This window comes from Fuscovulum sp., from assembly GCA_035192965.1.
Taxonomy (GTDB): domain Bacteria; phylum Pseudomonadota; class Alphaproteobacteria; order Rhodobacterales; family Rhodobacteraceae; genus Paragemmobacter.
The window spans coordinates 850,540-870,860 of record CP136571.1 but is presented as its reverse complement, the minus strand read 5'-3'; the positions used below and the strand labels follow the sequence as shown (position 1 = coordinate 870,860).

Here is a 20,321-nt window from a genome sequence, read left to right as displayed (position 1 = left end):
CACACAAGCCCGCATCACTTTGACGACCGCGCCTGAAGCCAATCCATCAGCGCCAGCAGCACCCCCGACAGAACGAATGTCATGTGAATCACCGTCAGCCACATCAGCGTGCGGTCATCCATCGCAGGCGTCTTGGGATCGCCGATCTCCATGAACCGCTTCAGAAGATGAATGCCCGATATCGCCACGATCGAAGCGATCAGCTTCATCTTCAACCCGCCGAAATCCACCTTGCCCATCCAGCCCGGCCGATCATCGCCCGCGTCGAAATCGAACTTCGACACGAAACTCTCATATCCCGAAAACATCACGATCAGCAGCAGGTTCGCGGCCAGCGTCAGATCAATCAGCGTCAGCGCGACAAGGATCACGGATTCAGCCGACAGCGTCATCATCTGCGGCACATAATAGGCCAACTCGCGGAAAAAGATCACCACCAGCATCAGCAGCGCCACCACCAGCCCCAGATACATCGGTGCCAGCAACCAGCGCGAGGCGAACAGCCCCCGTTCCAGAATGTCTTCCGCAGTTCGCTTCCTGTCCATGATCGCCAACCTGTAACATCCACCACCAAAAGCAAGAGGCCCGCATCGCTGCGGGCCTCCAAAATTCCAGCGCAAAGGCCGAAATCAGTTCTTTGCGTAGTATTCGACGACCAGGTTCGGTTCCATCTGCACCGGATAGGGCACATCGCCCAGGCCCGGGGTGCGAACGAACTTCACCGTCATCTTGGAATGGTCGACTTCCAGATAATCCGGAACGTCCCGCTCAGTCAGGGCGATGGCTTCCAGAACCAGCGCCATCTGCTTGGACTTCTGGCGCACCTCGATCAGATCGCCTTCCTTCACGCGGTAGGACGCGATGTTCACGCGGGTACCGTTCACGGTCACGTGGCCATGGTTCACGAACTGGCGCGCGGCGAACACGGTCGGCACCAGCTTGGCGCGGTACACGACGGCATCCAGGCGGCGCTCCAGCAGACCAACCAGCATCTCGCCGGTGTCACCCTTCACACGCTCGGCTTCGGCAAAAATCTTGCGGAACTGCTTTTCCGTCAGATCGCCGTAGTAGCCCTTCAGCTTCTGCTTGGCGCGCAGCTGCGTGCCGAAATCCGACAGCTTGTTCTTGCGGCGCTGGCCGTGCTGGCCGGGGCCGTATTCACGCTTGTTCACCGGGGACTTCGGACGGCCCCAGATGTTTTCGCCCATGCGGCGGTCAATCTTGTACTTGGCAGAGGTGCGTTTGGTCACCGCTGATCTCCTTCGTAGTTTATGAAGGGCGTTGTCCTTTCCGGGTCTCCCCGGCGACAGGCATCCCCTTGCGAGGGCCACCAACACCAATGAAAAACCCCGGCCTTTCAGCCGGGATCGGTGGCTTATACAGCCAGTCGTCGCAGAGTCAACGCCCCTTGCGCCGCCCCTTACACCACCCCTTACGCGGCGATGTCATGGCGCAGCAACGCGGCCTCACTGGCCGAAAGGTTGCGCCGTGCATAATCGCCATAGGCTTCGGGGTTGATCGCCACCTGCGGCATCACCGCCATCAGCACGTCACGCTGCGCGGGGTCGATCATCTCCAGCGCGGTGTTGGACGGGTGAAAACTTTCCGTCTCTACCCCGTTGGCAAAGACGATGTTGTGCCGCTCCAGCAGGATATGAATATAGGTCACTTCGCGCAGCACATGGTCCACGGTGATCGTGGTGTCATTCAGTAGATCCTCGGCCCGCACCAGCACCTCGGTCGTGCCGAACAGTGTCTGCGCCGCAGCGCCCTTGATCAGCATCCGATGCGCGGGCGACACGATCAGATCGGGATCGGGGCGGTCATTGCCAAAGGCACCGGCCCGGAACCGGATCGGCCGCAGATGGGGCATCGCATAAAGCCGCGCGCCCGACATGCGGCGGCTGCCGGTCCACAACACCTCTTGCGCGCCATCATCCTTGGTCAGCACCCGGTCACCCGGGCGCAGCGACTGAATGAGCTTTGGCCCGTCGGGCGTGGCGATGCGCGTGCCGGGGGTGAAACAGATCACGCCCCCGCCTTCGCGCCCGCCTGCCGCCACCCGCGCCCGGTCGATGGATGTACGCACCACCCACAGGTCGCGATTGGCCGGCGGCACATCGCCCATCATCATGACCAGCCGCGCGCCGCTGTCGGGCACGGGGATGATGGTCAGCGCAAAGCTCTGCACCCCATCGGTGACAATAAATCCCTGATCCGGCAGATCGTCGAATTCCTCGGCCTTTTCTTCGGGCCGATCCTCCGCCGCCTTGCCAACCGCTGATCCGATAAGTCGGCGCACCATGCGCGCCGCACGTTTCTGCATCTCCGCCTTGCCCTCGGCACCTTCCAGAAGCAGCAGGTCTGTCTGGCCATCCACCCGCACCAGTTCCCCGGTCCAGCGCCACGCGGCACCAACCGAAAGAAGGTCAAGCGACGCCCCTTTCACCCCATCAACTTCTGTCTGTGTCCAAGAGATGACGAACGTGCCACGAGAGCCCGTTATCATTGCCTGTTTGCCTGCTCGTTTAGTCTTTTTATGTCTGCAAATGCTAGCATCAGACCCGTGGTCTGACTATGGCATCAGCGCAACAGATGCAAATTCGCATAGGGTCAGAACTGCAACCGCAGATTGATAGACCCAAGCACCTGTTCATCCGGCTGTTCTTCGAATTCTTTGCCCAGCCAGGTCAGGCCGTAAAAGACTTCGCTTTGCGCGCCCTGCCAATGCATCCCGGCCCGCAACCTCCGGCGCGTGTCGGTTGGCGTGATGGCATCCGTGGCAAGGAAGTATTCGCTGTCGTAGACCTTGGCGATATCACCGCCCAGCATCACGCTCAGGCCTTCCACCCGGTCGCCCGCCGCCGCGCGATAGCGCTGTCCGGTCGCGCTGTCGCGCAGCATCAGCGCCTCGGTCGCGAAACCGCCAAAGGTCATGTCGCCGCCCACGCGCACCAGCGTTTCGGCACCCGCTTGCGCCTCGATAAAGGGGCGGACCTGTGCATTCGCGCCCAGCGGCAGCGTCCGCCCGAATTCCGCCGTCAGCGTCAGGAACACGTCATCCGCGATCTGCCCGCCAAACACGGTGGGGTCCGGCAGGCCCAGCAGATCATGCAGGTCACCATGCAGCGAGCTGATCCCCGTCTGCGGCCCCACGATCACCGCATCCATACCGATGCTGGATTCCACCCCCGCCGTTTCAAAATGCGTGTGCATCCCCAACGACAGCGCGCCGACATAGCGGCGGTCCAGCGGGTTTGCGACCACCAGATCCGCCGGGGCGATCGTTTCCAGCCGCATCCGGAATTCCAGAATCTCGCCCGGCCGGCCCGGCAGGCTGCCCGACCAGTTCGGCCCGCGCACCCGGCTCAGGACATAGGAACCCGTGCGCCAGCGGTCCTTGCCATCGCCGATGGCATCATTCGTCAGCAACCGCCCCCAACCCAACGTGACGCGCTCCTGCGCGACAGCGGGCACAGCGACCATAGCGGCGCTGGCAAGTGCGAAAACAAAAGCGGGAACCGCCATAGGGGGCTTGGCCATTATGCATATCCAATCATCAGCCCCCCCAGGCTTGGAAAAAGATTAACCTTTCCGAACGGTCAATTCTAGTGCCATCGGGCAACACCTCCCGCCAGAGTTCGATTCGTCGCGTTCGGGGCGGGTTCGGGGCCGAAATTGCCAGTTTTGGCACGAACCGCCGTTCCCGACAGCAAAGCGCGGCGTTTTGGCGGGAAAATTCGATGATGAAGCCAACAATTTCATATAACGAAATGATGAATTCGTCCTGTCAGAATGACGAATTCGTCATGTTCATCAGTTTCGAACGGCTTTCGTCATCTGCCGCCTTCACGATCCGGAACGCTGTGATAAACGTTTCCGTGATCGCCGCCAGCATGTGTAGTTGGTGACCTCAGTATGTAGCCAAAAGCGCCTGCAGCGCGAAAGGTTCATGTGGGCTGGCGGCGATCATGTTCCCGCTTTTTCAGCCCCGTCCCGCCGCCGCAGCGCCCAGAATGCTGCGCCTGCGGCCATCGTGGCCACGGCCACCGGCCACAACACCGCGCCCGGCACCGCCACCACGCAGCACAACATCACCCCAAAGACCAACCCCGCCACAGGCGGCGTCGCCACCCGCAGCACAGGCCCCGCATTGGCCACCGCTGCCACCGCCACCAGCGCCCGCAATTCCGCCATCGCCGGGGTCAGCCATATAAACAGCGCCCAAAAGGCGATTCCCATCGCGACAATCCCGGCAACCTGGCGCACCCCATCCGCCCCGCGCCCCCAAGGCAGGCCCCGCCGCACCAACGGCAGCGCCAGCAACAGCGCCGCCACCGCCCACAGCACCCAATTGCCCAGAACTCCGGTCACCGCGCCCGCAACCTCGGTCTGCGCGCGGTTCACCGCGCCAAAGGCGAACATGAACAGGATCACCCGCCCCGCCCGCACCAGCCCCGCCACCCGGCTGGGCGATGGCCCCTCCACCGCGCCGCGCAGCAGCATCAGCGCCCCCAGCAGCAGGATCAGCGCATCCCAATCCGCCCCCGGATAGCCCCGGACAGACAGGCCCAACCCCACGGCAACACACAGGATGCCGAACACCCGCGCCCAATCCCGTTGCCGCATCGCCCTTAACCGATCCATCGCCGCCCCGCCTTGGCCATCATCACGCTCAGCACAATCCGCGCCACATGATGCACGGTCACATAGACCACGCTCATCTGCAGGCTCAGCGCAATCAGGCTCATTTCGGCCAACCCGCCGGGCGCAAAGGCAAGAAAGACCGCCGTCAACGGCTCGCCCACCCAAGGCGCCAAGGCCCAGGCAAAGCCAAAGGCCATCGCCAGCGCCACCCCGGCATTGATCACCGCCAGCCGCGCCGCGCGGATCAGCATGCGCCGTTCGATCCCGGCAAAGCGCGCGCCCAGACCGCAGCCCACCACCACCTGCGTCACCCCCACCAGCCAGCCGGGCGGCACCCCATGCACCAGCCCCGCCGCATGGGCCACGGCGGAAAACAGGATCGGCCCGGTCATGATCGCCGCAGGCAGGCGCAGCAACCGCCCCACCCAAACCCCCAATCCGCCCACCGCCAGCAGCACCACCACCTCATAGGCGCTCAGCGGCACCGCCGCCGCAGGCAGCACCGCGCCACTGGCCGACCCAACCGCCACCCCGGTCACGGCAGTAAAGATCAGCGGCACCGCCACGATGGTCAGGATCAGGCGCAGGAATTGCAGCACCGTCATCAGACGGACATCGCCGCCCGCTTCTTCGCCCATCTGCACCGTTTCAATCAGCCCGCCGGGAACCCCGCCAAAAAAGCTCTCCAGTCGGGGCAATCCCCCGCGCGTATAGATGAAATAGGCCACCGCATGGGTCAGCGGCAGAAATAGCAGCAGCGCCAGCAGCGACGGCCACCAGGCCCCCGCCTCGGAAATCACCGCCGGGGTAAAGGCCCCGCCGATAGATACCCCGATCACCGGCACAAAGGCCGACCGCAGCTTCATCGGCAACAAAACGGCCCGGCCAAAAGGCCGCCACCCCGCCGCCGCCACCACCCCCGTCACCAGAAGCGATCCCAGCAGCAACGCCAGCGGCAGATGCAGCAGGCTCGCCGCCAACCCGCCCGCCGCGCCCAGCATCAAGGTCAGCAGCAGCGCCGGATAATCGACGCCCCTCAATCGAGAGAAAAACCTATCCATAAGGTCAGTTGGTGCCGCGCGCGGATCAGGGATGCAACCCCCCTCACCAATGCGGCGGCCTCACATTCGCGGCAGGCCCGTCCCCGGCCATCGCCTCGCGCTCGGCCTCGCGCTCCACCAGCAGCGTCACCAGCCGTGTCAGCCGCTCGATCTCTTTCGCGTGGCTGGCCACCACATCCGACAGATCGTCGACCGCCCGCATCAGATGCGCCACCTTTTCTTCCAGCGCCTTACCGTCTGCCATACCACCCTCCGCCGCTTGCCGACCTTGGCCCCATCCGATACACGGGCCGCGACAAAAAGCGAAGGTCCGACCATGGCACAGCCTGACGCGAAAACCCGCCGCCCCCGCGCCGAAACCCCCAAAGGGTTCCGCGACTATTTCGGTGCCGAAGTCACGGAACGCAAGGCGATGCTGGACAAGGTGGCCGAGGTCTATCACCGCTACGGCTTTGACCCGCTGGAAACCAGCGCCGTGGAAACGGTTGAGGCATTGGGAAAATTCCTCCCCGATGTCGACCGCCCGAACGAAGGCGTCTTTGCCTGGCAAGAGGATGATCAGGACTGGCTCGCCCTGCGCTATGACCTGACTGCCCCCTTGGCCCGCGTCGCCGCGCAGTTCCGCAACGACCTGCCCTCGCCCTATCGCCGCTATGCGATGGGCCCGGTCTGGCGCAACGAAAAGCCGGGGCCGGGCCGCTTCCGGCAGTTCTATCAATGCGACGCCGATACCGTCGGCGCGCCCAGCGTCGCAGCGGATGCCGAGATTTGCGCCATGCTGTCGGACGCGCTGGAAACCGTCGGCATCCCGCGCGGTGACTATGTGGTGCGCGTCAACAACCGCAAGGTTCTGAACGGCGTGATGGAAGTGGCGGGCGTGCTTGATCCGTCAGATCCCGACCGCTTCGCCAATGAGCGCGGCATCGTCCTGCGCGCCATCGACAAGATCGACCGTCTGGGTGATGCAGGCGTCCGCGCCCTGCTGGGCGAAGGCCGCAAGGATGAGTCCGGCGATTTCACCAAGGGTGCAGGGCTGGGTGCCGAACAGGCCGAGGTTGTCATGTCCTTCATGGCCGCCCGCCGCGCCACGGGGCTTGAGACCACCGCGCGCCTGCGCGAACTCGTCGGCCCCTCCGTCATCGGGCAGGAAGGCGTGCAAGAACTCGAAACCATCGCCGACCTCCTCGACCGTCAGGGTTACGGCCCCGACCGCATCCTCATCGACCCCGGCGTCGTGCGCGGCCTCGGCTACTACACCGGCCCCGTGTTCGAGGCCGAACTGACCTTCGAAATCCTTGATGAAAAGGGCCGCAAGCGCAGCTTCGGCTCTGTCGCGGGTGGCGGGCGCTATGACGATCTGGTCAAACGCTTCACCGGCCAATCCGTCCCCGCCACCGGGGTTTCCATCGGCGTGGACCGCCTGCTTGCCGCGCTGCACGCCAAGGGCCGCAGCACCGCCAACACCACCGGCCCCGTCGTCGTCACCGTGATGGACCGTGACCGCATGGCCGATTACATGGCGATGGTGTCCGACCTGCGCAACGCGGGCATCCGGGCCGAGGTCTATCTGGGCAACCCAAAGAACTTCGGCAACCAGCTCAAATACGCCGACAAACGCCAATCCCCCGTCGCCGTGATCCAGGGGGTCGATGAAGTGGGCAAGGGCACCGTCATCCTCAAAGACCTTATCCTTGGAGCGCAAATCGCGCAGAATGCGACGCTTGCAGAATGGAAGGATCGCCCCGCACAGATCGAGATTCCCCGCGCCAAAATGGTGTCCGAGGTAAAGAACATGCTGTTCAGCTTGGAAAAGTTTAAGTGACCGCAAAAGCCGCGATCCGGGCCGAGGCCGAAACCCTCTTCGCCGCATTCCGCGCCGAAGGGGCGGTTCCGGTCGAGGCTGACATCCTGCAACCTTCGGAAACCCTGCTGGACCTGTACGGCGAAGACATCCGCGCCCGCGCCTATGTCACGACCGATCCCCTGCGCGGCGAAATGATGCTGCGCCCCGATTTCACCCTGCCCGTCGTGCAGGCCCATATGGCCCATGGCGCAGACCCGGCCCGCTATTGTTATATGGGCGAAGTGTTCCGCAAACAGGACGTGGCCGGTCCCCGCGCCAATGAATACCTGCAAGTGGGCTTTGAACTGTTCGACCGCGCCGCCCCGGAACAGGCCGATGCGCAGGTCTTCGCGCTCTTCTCCCGCTTGCTTGCGCCCCTGAACCTGCGCGCCGCCACGGGCGATATCGGCATCCTTATGGCTGCCGTGCGCGGCCTGTCCACCACCGACCGGCGCAAGGCCGCGCTCCTGCGCCACATCTGGCGCCCCAACCGCTTCCGCGCCCTGCTCGACCGCTTCTCAGGCCGCGCCCCCCTACCCGCCGCCCGCGCCGCCCTGCTGCAACGCCTTCAACAAGACAGCCCCGAAGCGCTCATCGACGCTGCCGGAACCCTTGTCGGCCTGCGCAGCGCCGAAGACATCGCCGCCCGCGCCCGCGCCCTGATCGACGATGCCGCCACCGCCCCCATCGCCGCGCCGGAAGCCGCGCTTCTTTACGACCTCCTGTCGCTTCAGGCCCCCGCCCGCGCCGCGCTGAACCACCTGCGCGGCATCACGCCCATGCTGCCTGCCATCGCCACCGCCGTGGACCGTTTCGCCACACGGCTCGACGCGCTGGATGCCCTTGGCACAAACACCGAAACCCTCCCGTTCGAGGCAAGCCACGGCCGCACCAGCCTCGAATACTACGATGGCTTCGTCTTCTCCTTCCACGCGGCAGACCCGGCCCTGCCCCCCGTCGCCTCGGGCGGGCGCTATGACGCGCTCACCGCCGTGCTGGGCGCTGGCCGCTCCATCCCCGCTGTCGGCGGTGTCATCCGCCCCGGCCTAGTCGCGCGCCTGAAAGGGGTGATCTGATGCTGAAAATCGGCGTCCCCTCCAAAGGCCGGTTGATGGAGAAAACCTTTGACTGGTTCGGCACGCGCGGCATCACCATGCGCCAAACCGGGAATGACCGCGAATATTCCGGCGCTGTCGAAGGGATCGACGGGATCGAACTCGTCCTCCTGTCCGCGGGCGAAATCCCGCGTGAACTGTCGGCAGGCCGCATCCACCTTGGCGTGACCGGGTCCGACCTCGTGCGCGACAAGCTGGCCGACTGGCCCGCACAGGTGGCGGAACTGGCGCCGCTCGGCTTTGGCCATGCCGATCTGATCATCGCCGTTCCCGTGGCCTGGATCGACGTCGACACGCTGGATGATCTTGATGCTGCCGCCTCTGCCTTTCGCGCCGCGCATGGCCACCGCCTGCGCATCGCCACGAAATACCACCGTCTGGTGCGCGATTTCCTCACCACCCACGGCGTCGCAGATTACCAACTGGTCGATAGCCAGGGCGCAACAGAGGGCACCGTCAAGAACCTGACGGCCGAGGCGATTGCCGACATCACCTCAACCGGGGAAACGCTGCGCGCCAACCACCTCAAGGTGCTGTCCGATGCGCTGATCCACCAGTCGCAGGCGGTGCTTTACCTTGCCCGCGCGGCCGATTGGCCGCAGGCCACGCGCGCCACGCTGGAAACCTTGGCCGCCCGTCTGGGCGTGCCGCTGCCTGCCGATCTCTAGGGCATCTTGACGCAGGCCGTTCGGCACTACCTTCCCCGTGGGTTAACAAAAGGGAAATCCCACATGTATCTTCGTGCCGCTTTTGCCTCGCTCTTCCTCGCCCTTCCCGCCTTCGCCCAAGACCTCGCCACCGGCGATGCCATCAAGGCCGCCATTGCCGACAAGACGGTGCAGGGCTCCATGGTCGAATCCGGGGCCTATACCGAGTTTTACGCCGCCGACGGCACCATCAAGGGCGACGGCTATACCGGCACCTGGACGGTCGAAGGCGATCAGATGTGCTTCAACTATGGCGAAGGGGCCAGCTGCTGGTCGGCCCGCCTGTCGGGTGAAACCGTCACCTGGGTCAAGGATGGCAAGGATGATGGCACCGGCACGCTGATCGCGGGCAACGTCAACAACTACTGACCGCAGATCAGAACCAAGATTTTCTGATCAATCGCGTCCGAAAATTCGTGGTTAACGCGCGCAGCGGATGGTTAATGGGCCACAAAACCCCCGTTCGCTGCGTGCATACCATGTGCTGCACAGCCGTCTGCACCGGCTGCTGCCAGGGCAAAGCCCAAGGTTAATTCAATAATCCGCTTACCTTAACGCCGCTGACGTTAACCTTAACGCAGGCCGATCTCGGCCAGCGCCTGCGCCAGATCAGGCGGCAGCGCCTCTTCACGTTCCCGCCCTTTTGGCAGGTCGCGCGGGCTTTCCGCCGGGTCCAGATAGCGCCAGCCCTGGAACGGGCGGCGCTGCGCGCCCTCGGTTCGGATCACCTCTGCGTCCAGCACCAGCGCGCAGCGCAGAATGCCATCCGCGCCTTCCACTTTCTCAAGCCCCACAATGCGTTGGCGGGCCAGGATCACGCCCTTAATCACCCAATACAGCGATCCACCCGACAGGATTTCCGCCTCGCGCTTGGGCCACATCCGCGTCACATGCACGGCCCGCCCCGCAGGCCAGCGATGCCTCTGGCTCTCCTGCCAGTCGGTCAGATCCTCAACGCTGTCCGCGCCGACACAGAGCTTCAAGATGTTAATATGCGCCACGATTCCCCCGAACCAACCCGCGTGGACTCTAGTCTTAACAAAGCCACCCGCAAGGTTTGACGCACCGCCCCAATAGGCCTATCTTGTGCGCTTCTCCGCAAAGACCGCAAAACCAAGGAAAATCGCATGTCCCGATTCGCTGCACCCATCGCCGAGCAGATCTGGGACATGAAGTACCGTCTTAAGGAAGCGGACGGCACTCCGATCGACGGTTCGGTCGAAGATACGTGGCGCCGCATCGCCCGCGCTTTGGCCGAGGTAGAGGCCGATCCCGCCCATTGGGAACAGGAATTTTTTGCCGCGCTTGAGGATTTCAAGTTCCTCCCCGCAGGCCGCATCACAGCTGGCGCAGGCACGGGCCGCAGCGTCACGCTCTTCAACTGCTTTGTCATGGGCACCATCCCCGACAACATGGGCGGCATCTTTGACGGGCTGAAAGAAGCGGCCCTGACCATGCAGCAGGGCGGCGGAATCGGCTATGATTTCAGCACCATCCGCCCCCGCGGGGCCGAAGTGAAGGGCGTCGCCGCAGATGCCTCCGGTCCCCTGTCCTTTATGGATGTCTGGGATGCGATGTGCCGCACCATCATGTCGGCGGGCAGCCGCCGGGGCGCGATGATGGCCACCATGCGCTGCGATCACCCCGATATCGAACAGTTCATCGAGGCGAAGAAAGACCCCGCCCGTTTACGCATGTTCAACCTTTCGGTGCTAATCACCGATCCCTTCATGGCGGCGGTCAAGGCCGATGGTCCGTGGGAACTTGTCTTTGATGGCAAGGTCTACAAAACACTTCAGGCGCGCGATCTGTGGAACCGGATCATGCGCAACACGTTCGATTTTGCCGAACCGGGCGTGATCTTCATCGACCGCATCAACGCGATGAACAACCTCGCCTATTGCGAAACCATTGCCGCCACCAACCCCTGCGGCGAACAACCCCTGCCCCCTTATGGGGCCTGTCTGCTGGGCTCTATCAACCTGGCGAAACTGGTTAACGGCGCGTTTACCAAAGACGCCACGCTGGACCTGCCCGCGCTCGATCACCTCGTCCGCACTGCCGTCCGGATGATGGATAACGTGGTTGATGCCAGCCGCTTCCCGCTGCCGCAACAGGCACAGGAAGCGCAGGCAAAACGGCGCATCGGTCTTGGCGTCACGGGTCTGGCGGATGCGCTTTTGATGGTGGGCCTGCGCTATGGCTCTGAAAAAGCGGCAGAAATCACCGATGAATGGATGCAGGCCATCGCCCGTGCGGCCTATCTCGCCTCGGCCGATCTGGCGGCTGAAAAGGGGGCCTTCCCCCTGTTCGACGCCGACAAGTTCCTCTCCTCCGGCGCGCTGGCCCATATGCCGGATGATGTGAAATCCGCGATCCGCAAGAAGGGCATCCGCAACGCGCTCCTCACCTCCATCGCCCCCACCGGCACCATAAGCCTTTATGCTGGCAACGTTTCTTCCGGCATCGAACCGGTCTTCGCCTATGCCTATACCCGCAAGGTGCTGCAAAAAGACGGATCGCGCACGGAAGAAGAGGTCGTCGATTACGCCGTCCGCCTGTGGCGCGAAACCCATGGCGACGCGCCCCTGCCCGACTATTTCGTCAACGCCCAGACCCTGCCCCCGCTGGACCATGTCCGCATGCAGGCGGCGGCGCAGAAATGGGTGGACAGTTCAATCTCCAAAACCATCAACTGCCCGGAAGATATCAGTTTTGAAGATTTCCAAGAGGTCTACATGGCAGCTTGGGACCAAGGCTGCAAAGGCTGCACCACCTACCGCCCCAACGATGTGACAGGCTCGGTCCTGACCGTATCCGAGTCGTCGGAAAAGACCCCGGCCGAGGCCCCCGCCGCCCTGCACCAGTCCGGCGACGGGGCCGAAGTTGTGTACCTGTCCGAACCGCTCGACCGCCCCGCCGCGCTGGAAGGGGCGACGTACAAGCTGAAATGGCCGGGATCAGAGCACGCGCTTTACATCACCATCAACGACATCGTCATCGCAGGCCACCGCCGCCCGTTCGAGGTGTTCATCAACTCGAAGAATATGGAACACTTCGCCTGGACCGTGGCCCTGACCCGCATGATCAGCGCCGTCTTCCGGCGCGGCGGCGACATCTCCTTCGTGGTCGAGGAACTCAAGGCCGTGTTCGACCCCCGCGGCGGCGCCTGGATGGAAGGCCGCTACATCCCGTCGATCCTCGCCGCCATCGGCGGTGTGATCGAACGCCACCTGATCGACATCGGCTTCATCGCGGGCGAAGGCCTCGGCCTGAAATCCGACCCCAAGGCCGAAGTGGTTGCCCTCGGCACCCCGCGTGGCAAGTCCTGTTCATCCTGCGGCAGCTTTGAGATGCGGATGGTCGAAGGCTGTATGACCTGCGCCTCCTGCGGCTATTCCAAATGCGGCTGATGGGCGGCTGATCGGCAAGCAGAACTTGCCGATTGCCCGCCGAACTTGGTTTTCCTTGGCCCCCAGAGCGGGCATGCTTGTCACGACAGACTCACGCGTCGTGAAAGGAATGCCCGATGCAGAATGGCGGCCAGCTTCTGGTGCAATCGCTTGTGGCGCTTGGCGCGACCCGCGCCTTTGGCGTGCCCGGGGAAAGCTATCTTGCCGTTCTGGATGCCCTGCACGATACGGGCGGTCAGCTGGATTTCACGCTCTGCCGGAATGAGGGCGGCGCCGCTTTCATGGCCGCCGCCTGGGGCAAGCTGACAGGAAGCCCCGGCATCTGCATGGTCACGCGCGGGCCGGGGGTGACCAATGCCTCGATCGGCATTCACACCGCGATGCAGGATTCCGCCCCCATGATCATCTTCGTGGGTCAGGTCGGAACTGACATGCTGGGACGTGAGGCGTTTCAGGAAATCGACTACCGCGCCGTCTTTGGCACCATGGCGAAATGGGCGACAGAGATCACCCATGTCGACCGGATTCCCGAAGTGCTTTCAAGGGCAAGGATCACCGCCCTGTCCGGCCGCCCCGGCCCTGTGGTGATCGCACTGCCCGAAGATATGCTGACCACCCTTACCGACACCGCGCCGCTGGCCCACGCCGCCACGATCCGTGAACCGGCCCCCGATGCCGCCACGATGGCGGATACGCTGGCCCTGCTGCGCGCATCGCAACGCCCCCTGATCCTGCTGGGCGGCTGCAACTGGACGGATACCGGGCGGCAAGCAATGCAGGCCTTTGCCGAGGCGTCCGATATCCCCACCATCGCCGCCTTTCGCTTTCAGGACCGCTTCGACAACCATTCCCCGGTCTATGCGGGCGAGGCTGGGGTGGGCATGCCGCCCCATGTGAGCAAGCTTATCCTTGAGGCCGACACGATCCTCGCGATCAACGTCCGTTTCGGCGAGATGACAACCGATGCCTATACCCTTCTGGACGTGCCGGTTCCCAAACAGCGGCTGATCCATGTCCACCCATCAGACCGCGAGATTGGCAAGATCTATCAACCCATCCTTGGCATTCAGGCCGGGCCCAACGCCTTTGCAGCCGCGCTTTCCCCGGTTTCCGGGTCCTGGGCCGCGTGGCGCGAAACCGCGCGCGCGGGCTATGAGGCCAGCTTTGACGCCCCCGCGCAGCCGTCGCCGGTCGACATGGTCGCCGTTACCGCCCATCTGCGCGCGATCCTGCCCGATGACGTGATCCTGACGAATGGCGCGGGCAATTTCACCGTCTGGCCCAACAAATTCTTCAAGTTCGGGCGCAAGGCCCGGCTGCTGGCGCCGCAATCCGGCGCAATGGGCTATGGCCTGCCTGCCGCCATCGCGGCCAAGGTTGCCTATCCGGAACGGACCGTGGTCTGTTTTGCGGGCGACGGGGATTTTCAGATGAACTGCCAAGAGCTTGGCACCGCCATGCAGGCGGGCGCGCAGCCCATCGTGTTGATCCTGAACAACGGCACCTACGGCACCATCCGCGCCCATCAGGAACGCAACTACCCGGCCCGCGTCTCCGGCACCGATCTGGAAAACCCGGATTTCAGCGCACTCGCCCGCGCCTATGGGTTCCATGCCGAACGGGTGGACACGACCGCCGATTTCCCCGCCGCCTTTGCCCGCGCGCTGGCGTCGAAAACCGGGGCGGTGCTGGACCTGAACATTTCGGCCGAGGCAATCACCCCGCGGGTGACCCTGTCGCAGATGCGCGCCAACGCCCTTGCGGCAAAGGAAAAATCCTGATGTCCCCCGCTCGCCCCCCCGTCCGGCTTGGTGCCGATATCGGCGGCACATTCACCGATATCGTGCTGGAGGTGGGCGAAACGCTGCATTCCACCAAGATCCTGACCGATTACACCGCCCCCGAACAACCCATCCTTGACGGCATCACCCTGCTATTGGGCGAGGCCGGGCTTACCCCGGCCGATCTGGAAATCGTGATCCACGGCACCACGCTGGCCACCAACGCCCTGATCGAACGGCGCGGCGCGCGCACGGCCTTTGTCACGACTGAGGGCTTTCGCGATGTGGTGGAAATGCGGACGGAAAACCGCTTTGACCAGTACGATCTGAATATCCGCCTGCCCGCGCCGCTTGTCCCGCGTGAGGATCGCTTCACCGTCTCAGGCCGCATCGGGGCCGAAGGGCAGGAACTGGCCCCGCTGGACGAGGCCGCGTTGGCAACGCTGGCCGACCGCATCGCCAAAGGCGGTTATGGGGCGGTGGCCATCGGTTTCATCCATTCCTACATGAACCCCGCCCATGAACGCCGCGCGCGGGATATCATCGCCGCCAAGGTGGGGGTGCCGATCTCCATCTCTTCCGAAGTCTCGCCCCAGATGCGGGAATTCGAACGCTTCAACACCGTCTGCGCCAATGCCTATGTCCGCCCGCAAATGGCCGATTACCTGAAGCGGTTGCAAATCCGGCTGGCAGACATGGGGGCGGGCTGCCCGGTCTACATGATCCATTCCGGCGGCGGGTTGATCGATGTGGACACCGCCGCCGAATTTCCGGTGCGTCTGGTGGAAAGCGGCCCCGCCGGCGGGGCCATCTTCGCCGCCGACGTCGCGCGGCGCTTTGGGCTGGACCGGGTGGTCAGCTACGATATGGGCGGCACCACCGCCAAGATCTGCCTGATCGAAGATTTCGCCCCGAAAACCGCCCGCAGTTTTGAGGTCGCGCGCACCACCCGTTTTGCCAAGGGATCGGGGATGCCCATCTCTATCCCGGTGATCGAGATGATCGAGATCGGCGCAGGCGGCGGCTCCATCGCCTGGGTCGACAGCATGGGCCGCATCCAGACCGGCCCGGAATCCGCCGCATCGGAACCCGGCCCTGCCTGTTATCAGCGCGGCGGTGATCGGCCTGCCATCACCGATGCCGATCTGGTGCTGGGCAAGATCGACCCTGAAAATTTCGCAGGCGGGGCGATCCGCCTGTCGCCCGCTGCAGCCAAAGCCGCCATCACCCGCGATGTGGGCGACCGCCTGTCCTTGCCGGTCGAGGCTGCGGCCTTTGGCATCTGCGAGGTGGTGGATGAAAACATGGCCAATGCCGCCCGCGTCCATGCGGTCGAGAACGGCAAGAATATCGCCGACAACATGATGATCGCTTTCGGCGGGGCCGCCCCCCTGCACGCCGCGCGGCTGTGCGAAAAGCTGGGCATCGACCGCTGCCTTGTGCCGCCCGGCGCGGGGGTGGGCTCTGCCATCGGCTTTCTGCGCGCGCCCTTCGGGTATGAGGCGCTGATGTCCAAGGTGACCCGCCTGTCGCGTTTTGATATCGCGGGGGTCAATGCCATGCTGGCCGACCTCACCGCCACTGCCGAAGGCTTTGTCCGCGCCGGCAGCGCGGGCGTGGTGCATCGCGAGATCACCGCTTTCATGCGCTATGTCGGTCAGGGCTGGGAAATCCCGGTTCCTCTGCCAGACCGACCTTTCACCGCCGATGACATCCCCACCCTGCGAACGGCCTTCCGCGAAAACTATGCCCGCTTCTTCGGTCGCGCCATCGACGGGTTGGACGGGCTGGAGATCGAGGTCGTCACCTGGTCGGTCAAGGCGCAGGATGAACGCCCCGCGCCGCCGCGCCAGACCCTGACCATGGGCAACGGCACCGTTGCCCCGTCGCAAACCCGCGCGGTCTTTGACCCGACCGCTGGCCGTGCCCTGCCCTCCGCGATCCATGACCGCGGCGCCCTTTCACCCGGCGCCCGCATCATTGGCCCCGCCGTGATCGTCGAACGCGAAACCGCCACCGTTGTCACCGCGCCCTTTGATGCGGTGATGCAGGATGACGGCTCCCTCCTCCTCCTCCGCAAGGACGTGACGCCATGAGCGACTCTACGATGGAAATCCGGATGCAGGTCATGTGGAACCGCCTGATCTCGGTCGTGGAAGAACAGGCGATGACCCTGCTTCGCACTGCCTTTTCCACCAGCGTGCGCGAGGCGGGCGATCTTTCGGCGGGCGTGTTTGATCCGCAGGGGCGGATGCTGGCGCAGGCGGTGACCGGCACGCCGGGCCATGTGAACACGATGGCCGAGGCGGTGGGTCATTTCATCGAAGAAATCGGCCGCGCCAACATGTTCCCCGGCGATACCTATGTGACCAATGACCCGTGGAAGGGCACCGGCCACCTGCATGACATCACGATGGTCTCACCCTCATTCCTTGGGGAAACTCTGGTGGGGTTCTTTGCCTGCACCGCCCATGTGGTGGATGTGGGCGGGCGCGGGTTCGGGGCGGATGGCAAGTCGGTCTATGAGGAAGGCATCCAGATCCCCATCATGAAATTTGCCGAACGGGGCGTCGTGAATGCCGATCTGGTGCGCCTGATCCGCGCCAATGTGCGCGAACCCAATCAGGTGGTGGGGGATTTCTATTCGCTGGCCGCCTGCAATGATGTGGGCCATCGCCGCCTTACGGGCATGATGCAGGAAATCGGCCTGCCTTCGCTGGATGCGCTGGGGGAATTCATCTTTGCCCGCACGCGCGCCGCCACGCTGGACCGCATCCGCGCCCTGCCGCAGGGGGCATGGGACAATGTGCTGGATACGGATGGCTATGATGAACCCGTCCGCCTTGTGGCGCGGGTGTCGGTGGCGGGCGATGCGGTGAATGTCGATTTTACCGGCAGCGCCCCGGTCAGCCGCTGGGGCATCAACGTGCCTGTGATCTATACCAAGGCCTATGCCTCCTATGCGCTGAAATGTGTGATCGCGCCGGATATTCCCAACAACTGGGCGTCTTTGCAGGCCTTCACCATCTCGTCCCCCGAAAACATCCTGAACGCGCCGCGCCCTGCGCCCGTGTCCGTACGCCATGTCATCGGCCATCTGGTGCCCGACCTTGTGCTGGGCGCGCTGGCCAAGGCCCTGCCGGGGCAGGTGCTGGCCGAAGGGGCGGCGTCGCTGTGGAACATCCACATGTCGGTGCGCCCGGTGGCCGGGCAGGCCGGGCGGCGGGCCGAGATTTTGATGTTCAACTCGGGCGGCATGGGCGCGCGGCCTGGGCTGGATGGCCTGTCGGCCACGGCCTTCCCGTCCGGCGTGATGACCATGCCGATCGAGGCGACGGAACATACCGGCCCCATCACCATCTGGCGCAAGGAGTTGCGCCCCGACAGCGGCGGCGATGGCGCGCATCGCGGCGGGCTTGGCCAGATCATCGAGATTGAACCCGCACCGGGCCATGAGTTCGACTTTTCCGCCATGTTCGACCGTGTGAACCATCCCGCCAAGGGCCGCGATGGCGGCGGGCCGGGGGCGGCGGGCCGCGTCGCGCTGGATGATGGGACGGTTCTGAAACCCAAGGGCTGGCAGCATGTTCCGGCGGGGAGAAAGCTGATTTTGCATCTGCCAGGCGGCGGCGGCTTTGGCGACCCCGCCCAGCGCAGCGCGGAGGACCGGCAGGCCGACCGCATCAAGGGCTATGTGACGGCACCCGCCACCGGAGAGACCAAATGACCACCCCGCCCTTTGACACGATCCTCATCACCGGTGCCGCAGGCCGCCTTGGCACCCAGCTGCGCCGTGGCCTTGCGCCCCTTGCCCGCCATCTGCGCCTGACAGACCGGGTCGCCATCAACGATCTGCAACCCAACGAATCCGCCTTCCTCGCCGAACTGGCCGATGAGGCTGCGGTTCATGCCATGTGCGAAGGGGTGGATGCCATCGTCCATTTTGGCGGCGCACCGATGGAACGCCCTTGGGAAGAGGTGCTGAATTCCAGCATCCGGGGCAGCTATCACATCTATGAAGGCGCGCGGAAGGCTGGGGTGGGGCGCATCGTCTATGCATCCTCCGTCCACGCCATCGGTTACCATCGGCTGGAAGATCAGATTGATGCAGAAAGCCCCCATCGCCCGGATAGCCTCTATGGCCTGTCAAAATGCTTTGTCGAAGATCTGGGCCGACTATACTGGGACAAGTTCGGGGTTGAGACCGCCGCCCTGCGCATCTTTTCAAGCTTTCCCGAACCGGCGGATCGGCGAATGCTGTGGTCGTGGCTATCCTACGAGGATTGCATCCGTCTGGTGACTGCCGCCCTGACCGCGCCACGCGTGGGGTTTACGGTGTCTTTCGGCATGTCGGACAACGCGGTGAAACCGGTCGATAACCGGCTGGCGGATCACCTTGGCTATTTCCCGCAAGACAATACCGAACCCTATCGCGCTGGGGTCGAGGCGAAGACGCCAATCCCTGATCCCAAAGCCCCCGCCGTGCAACATCTGGGGGGCTGGTTCGTCGATCTGGGCCACCCGGATGATGAGGCCGCAAAATGAAGCCGCATTACGATGTGGTCATCGTGGGCGGGGCCGTCATCGGATCATCGGTCGCCTATTTCCTGACCGCCAACCCCGATTTCCGCGGCTCCGTTCTGGTGGTGGAGCGCGATCCTACCTATCGCTTTGCCTCCACCTCGCTGTCCTCTTCGTCAATTCGCACGCAGTTTTCCAACCCGATCAACGTGAAGATCAGCCAGTTCGGCTCTGCCTTCATCCGTGATTTCGCGCGAACGATGCAGGTGGCAGGCGAGGCACCGCCCGATCTGAACTTTCATCAGGGCGGCTATCTGTTCCTTGCTGCCACGGAAACGCAGGAACAGACCCTGCGCGAAAACCACGATGTGCAGATCGAATGCGGTGCGGATGTGGTGCTGTGGGATCAGGCAGAACTGCATCGCGCCTTTCCGCATCTGAACGTGGATGACATCCGCCTCGCGTCCTATGGCCGGTCGGGCGAGGGGTGGTTTTCCAACACCGGACTGATGAACGGCTTCAAAGCCAAGGCCCGCGCGCAGGGCGCTGAGTACGTGACGGATGAGGTGGTGGGGATCGACCGCACAGGCGACCGGGTGACGGGTGTTCGCCTGAAATCCGGCGCGGTCATCGGCGCTGGCACCATCGTCAACGCCTCTGGCCCGCGTGCGGCGCTGACGGCGCGGATGGCGGGGCTGGATGTGCCGGTGGAACCGCGCAAGCGTACGTCTTTCGTGTTCGACTGCGCGCAAACCCCCGAAGGCAGCGCCGCCGTGAACCATGGCCGCCTGCCCCTGATGATTGATCCGACCGGGGTGTTCTGCCGCCCGGAAGGCCGGTTCTTCCTGACGGGTGCCTCACCCCCCCATGACCCGGCGGTGGATTGGGATGATTTCGAACCCCGCTATGAGGAATTCGAGGAAATCATCTGGCCCGCCCTTGCCGCCCGCTCCCCTGCGTTCGAGGCGATCAAGGTCGTCAACCAATGGGCGGGCCATTACGATTTCAACAGCCTTGACCACAACCTGATCGTGGGCCGCCACCCCGAGGTGCGAAATTTCATCTTTGCCAACGGCTATTCCGGCCACGGCTTGCAGCAATCCCCCGCCGCCGGGCGGGGCGTGGCGGAACTGATCATCCATAACGGCTATCGCACGCTGGACCTGTCCGAAGTCGGGTATGAGCGTATTGTCGAAGGCCGCCCCTTCCTTGAAAAGGCTGTGATCTGAACCC

18 protein-coding genes are annotated in these 20,321 nt (G+C 64.0%); 10 read left to right on the top strand and 8 right to left on the bottom strand.

Features of this window, described 5'->3' with window-relative positions; all coding sequences use genetic code 11:
• Positions 1-14: 14 nt before the first annotated feature.
• The 7 genes from RSE12_04285 to RSE12_04255 form a co-directional block, all read right to left on the bottom strand.
• A complete protein-coding gene (locus RSE12_04285) occupies positions 15-545 on the bottom strand; it encodes a TIGR00645 family protein (protein WRH63558.1) in 531 nt (176 codons plus the stop codon).
• 84 nt (positions 546-629) lie between these two features.
• Positions 630-1,250, bottom strand: coding sequence for a 30S ribosomal protein S4 (gene rpsD, locus RSE12_04280; GenBank protein WRH63557.1), 621 nt, complete (start codon positions 1,248-1,250; stop codon positions 630-632).
• Positions 1,251-1,432: 182 nt separating this feature from the next.
• Positions 1,433-2,509 (bottom strand): Hint domain-containing protein, encoded by a 1,077-nt coding sequence (locus RSE12_04275; protein WRH63556.1) that lies wholly within the window; start codon positions 2,507-2,509, stop codon positions 1,433-1,435.
• A gap of 104 nt (positions 2,510-2,613) precedes the next feature.
• Positions 2,614-3,486, bottom strand: a complete 873-nt coding sequence (locus tag RSE12_04270) for a DUF2219 family protein (protein ID WRH63555.1) — start codon at positions 3,484-3,486, stop codon at positions 2,614-2,616.
• 483 nt (positions 3,487-3,969) lie between these two features.
• Positions 3,970-4,629 (bottom strand): hypothetical protein, encoded by a 660-nt coding sequence (locus tag RSE12_04265; GenBank protein WRH63554.1) that lies wholly within the window; start codon positions 4,627-4,629, stop codon positions 3,970-3,972.
• 5 nt (positions 4,630-4,634) lie between these two features.
• Entirely contained in the window at positions 4,635-5,687 is a 1,053-nt protein-coding gene (locus RSE12_04260) for an AbrB family transcriptional regulator (protein ID WRH63553.1), read from the bottom strand.
• A gap of 64 nt (positions 5,688-5,751) precedes the next feature.
• A complete protein-coding gene (locus RSE12_04255; GenBank protein WRH63552.1) occupies positions 5,752-5,952 on the bottom strand; it encodes a SlyX family protein in 201 nt (66 codons plus the stop codon).
• A 72-nt stretch (positions 5,953-6,024) separates the two neighbouring features.
• On the opposite strand from RSE12_04255, the gene hisS reads away from it, so the two are divergent.
• From hisS to RSE12_04235, 4 genes are all read left to right on the top strand, one after another.
• Entirely contained in the window at positions 6,025-7,530 is a 1,506-nt protein-coding gene (hisS, locus tag RSE12_04250) for a histidine--tRNA ligase (protein ID WRH63551.1), read from the top strand.
• On the top strand, positions 7,527-8,627 hold the full coding sequence (locus RSE12_04245) for an ATP phosphoribosyltransferase regulatory subunit (GenBank protein WRH63550.1): 1,101 nt from the start codon (positions 7,527-7,529) through the stop codon (positions 8,625-8,627). The genes hisS and RSE12_04245 overlap by 4 nt, the downstream gene beginning before the upstream one ends.
• Positions 8,624-9,334 (top strand): ATP phosphoribosyltransferase, encoded by a 711-nt coding sequence (gene hisG / locus RSE12_04240; GenBank protein WRH64738.1) that lies wholly within the window; start codon positions 8,624-8,626, stop codon positions 9,332-9,334. The genes RSE12_04245 and hisG overlap by 4 nt, the downstream gene beginning before the upstream one ends.
• Before the next feature lie 63 nt (positions 9,335-9,397).
• Complete coding sequence (locus RSE12_04235; protein ID WRH63549.1) at positions 9,398-9,742, top strand: hypothetical protein; 345 nt, start codon at positions 9,398-9,400, stop codon at positions 9,740-9,742.
• A 203-nt stretch (positions 9,743-9,945) separates the two neighbouring features.
• Here RSE12_04235 and RSE12_04230 read toward each other — a convergent pair whose 3' ends face one another.
• On the bottom strand, positions 9,946-10,377 hold the full coding sequence (locus tag RSE12_04230; protein WRH64737.1) for a DUF1489 domain-containing protein: 432 nt from the start codon (positions 10,375-10,377) through the stop codon (positions 9,946-9,948).
• 123 nt (positions 10,378-10,500) lie between these two features.
• On the opposite strand from RSE12_04230, the gene RSE12_04225 reads away from it, so the two are divergent.
• The 6 genes from RSE12_04225 (at position 10,501) to RSE12_04200 (ending at position 20,317) form a co-directional block, all read left to right on the top strand.
• On the top strand, positions 10,501-12,786 hold the full coding sequence (locus tag RSE12_04225) for an adenosylcobalamin-dependent ribonucleoside-diphosphate reductase (protein ID WRH63548.1): 2,286 nt from the start codon (positions 10,501-10,503) through the stop codon (positions 12,784-12,786).
• A gap of 116 nt (positions 12,787-12,902) precedes the next feature.
• On the top strand, positions 12,903-14,567 hold the full coding sequence (locus RSE12_04220) for a thiamine pyrophosphate-binding protein (GenBank protein ID WRH63547.1): 1,665 nt from the start codon (positions 12,903-12,905) through the stop codon (positions 14,565-14,567).
• Positions 14,567-16,663 carry a hydantoinase/oxoprolinase family protein gene (locus RSE12_04215; GenBank protein WRH63546.1) on the top strand — a complete coding sequence of 699 codons (2,097 nt, stop codon included), beginning with the start codon at positions 14,567-14,569 and terminating at the stop codon, positions 16,661-16,663. The genes RSE12_04220 and RSE12_04215 overlap by 1 nt, the downstream gene beginning before the upstream one ends.
• Entirely contained in the window at positions 16,660-18,294 is a 1,635-nt protein-coding gene (locus tag RSE12_04210; protein ID WRH63545.1) for a hydantoinase B/oxoprolinase family protein, read from the top strand. The genes RSE12_04215 and RSE12_04210 overlap by 4 nt, the downstream gene beginning before the upstream one ends.
• A complete protein-coding gene (locus tag RSE12_04205) occupies positions 18,291-19,112 on the top strand; it encodes an NAD(P)-dependent oxidoreductase (protein ID WRH63544.1) in 822 nt (273 codons plus the stop codon). The genes RSE12_04210 and RSE12_04205 overlap by 4 nt, the downstream gene beginning before the upstream one ends.
• Positions 19,109-20,317 (top strand): FAD-binding oxidoreductase, encoded by a 1,209-nt coding sequence (locus tag RSE12_04200; protein ID WRH63543.1) that lies wholly within the window; start codon positions 19,109-19,111, stop codon positions 20,315-20,317. The genes RSE12_04205 and RSE12_04200 overlap by 4 nt, the downstream gene beginning before the upstream one ends.
• Positions 20,318-20,321 lie beyond the last annotated feature (4 nt).

What these genes read in the sequence shown, in the direction of transcription:
- RSE12_04255 (WRH63552.1), bottom strand. Translation starts at nt 5,952, where the DNA reads ATGGCAGACGGTAAGGCGCTGGAAGAAAAGGTGGCGCATCTGATGCGG.
- RSE12_04220 (WRH63547.1), top strand. Translation starts at nt 12,903, where the DNA reads ATGCAGAATGGCGGCCAGCTTCTGGTGCAATCGCTTGTGGCGCTTGGC.
- RSE12_04200 (WRH63543.1), top strand. Translation starts at nt 19,109, where the DNA reads ATGAAGCCGCATTACGATGTGGTCATCGTGGGCGGGGCCGTCATCGGA.
- RSE12_04205 (WRH63544.1), top strand. Translation starts at nt 18,291, where the DNA reads ATGACCACCCCGCCCTTTGACACGATCCTCATCACCGGTGCCGCAGGC.
- RSE12_04210 (WRH63545.1), top strand. Translation starts at nt 16,660, where the DNA reads ATGAGCGACTCTACGATGGAAATCCGGATGCAGGTCATGTGGAACCGC.
- RSE12_04235 (WRH63549.1), top strand. Translation starts at nt 9,398, where the DNA reads ATGTATCTTCGTGCCGCTTTTGCCTCGCTCTTCCTCGCCCTTCCCGCC.
- RSE12_04215 (WRH63546.1), top strand. Translation starts at nt 14,567, where the DNA reads ATGTCCCCCGCTCGCCCCCCCGTCCGGCTTGGTGCCGATATCGGCGGC.
- RSE12_04285 (WRH63558.1), bottom strand. Translation starts at nt 545, where the DNA reads ATGGACAGGAAGCGAACTGCGGAAGACATTCTGGAACGGGGGCTGTTC.
- RSE12_04225 (WRH63548.1), top strand. Translation starts at nt 10,501, where the DNA reads ATGTCCCGATTCGCTGCACCCATCGCCGAGCAGATCTGGGACATGAAG.
- RSE12_04275 (WRH63556.1), bottom strand. Translation starts at nt 2,509, where the DNA reads ATGATAACGGGCTCTCGTGGCACGTTCGTCATCTCTTGGACACAGACA.
- hisS (WRH63551.1), top strand. Translation starts at nt 6,025, where the DNA reads ATGGCACAGCCTGACGCGAAAACCCGCCGCCCCCGCGCCGAAACCCCC.
- RSE12_04270 (WRH63555.1), bottom strand. Translation starts at nt 3,486, where the DNA reads ATGGTCGCTGTGCCCGCTGTCGCGCAGGAGCGCGTCACGTTGGGTTGG.
- RSE12_04265 (WRH63554.1), bottom strand. Translation starts at nt 4,629, where the DNA reads ATGCGGCAACGGGATTGGGCGCGGGTGTTCGGCATCCTGTGTGTTGCC.